This is a genomic window from Vibrio sp. Vb1755 (genome assembly GCF_033338635.1).
GTDB classification, from domain to species: Bacteria; Pseudomonadota; Gammaproteobacteria; order Enterobacterales; family Vibrionaceae; genus Vibrio; species Vibrio alginolyticus.
On the sequence record NZ_JAWOTA010000374.1, the window covers coordinates 1 to 1,027 of the forward strand.

Here is a 1,027-nt window from a genome sequence, read left to right on the forward strand (position 1 = left end):
GAGGTGGGATCCACACTGCTTTGGTTGGCGGCAAAATACAAATGGAATCATTTAGGGCAAACGTCATGCATCCCTGTGGCGCGTAAAGTAACTGACCTTTATAGTGCTGATGCATCCCTGAGTCGTGTTTACCAACATCTGCAGCAATGCCGACCACGTTGGCTGTGAGCTTGTCTGCATCAAACTGAGTGTTTTCTTCAATAAGTGCCATTTGTCCGAATTTTGATGTTTTTGGTCTTAATGATGTTAATGGGTAAAGCATAACGCCTTCTATACTGCGCGCCAAGTTAAGTTTGTTACCCACTTAAGCTTCTGAATTCATCAGGTCGAAGTGGGATAGAGAGGCAAAAATGAAAACGAAACCTTCTATTGGATTAATGGTTGTGATGCTGATGTTTCCACAAATTGTAGAGACGATTTACAGCCCTGCACTTGGTGATATTGCACAGTCATTCTCAGTCACCTATACGCAAGCAGCGCAAACCCTATCGATCTACTTTACAGCATTTGCAATCGGAGTCGTGGTTTGGGGGCTACTAGCAGATAAATGGGGAAGACGTCCAACCATGCTAGTTGGCTTGCTCGTTTATGGGCTTTCTGCATTGGTTGCGATGCAAACTGACCGCTTTGATGTGGTTATGTTAGCACGAGCGTTGAGCGCCTTTGGTATTGCGGTGGGTTCTGTGGTGACGCAAACCATGTTGCGGGACAGTTTTTCTGGCGAAGAATTGGGTAAAGTATTCGGCGTAATGGGAATAGGAATTTCTGTCAGTCCGGTGATTGGCATGTTGCTCGGCGGCCAGTTAACCGCATTGGGCGGCTATCAAACCGTCTTTTTTACACTGTTTGTCATGGCGTTAGGCTTGTTTGTTTACAACGTTTTCAAACTGCCAGAGACACAAATTCAGAAACAGCCTTTGAATATGGGTTCTCTTCTGGGACGAATACTGAGAGATGCGCAAATCTGGCAATCGACGTTATTAGTTGCGCTCTACAATATCGCATTGTTTTCTTACTACCAATTTCA

General features: G+C 45.0%; 1 protein-coding gene and 1 pseudogene. One reads left to right on the forward strand and one right to left on the reverse strand.

The features are described 5' to 3' along the window. Positions 1-211: pseudogene (locus R7E00_RS25225) on the reverse strand (AraC family transcriptional regulator); the annotation flags it as partial. A gap of 139 nt (positions 212-350) precedes the next feature. Here R7E00_RS25225 and R7E00_RS25230 point away from each other — a divergent pair. Beyond that, on the forward strand, positions 351-1,027 hold a 677-nt coding region (locus R7E00_RS25230; RefSeq protein WP_318124941.1), incomplete at its 3' end, for an MFS transporter.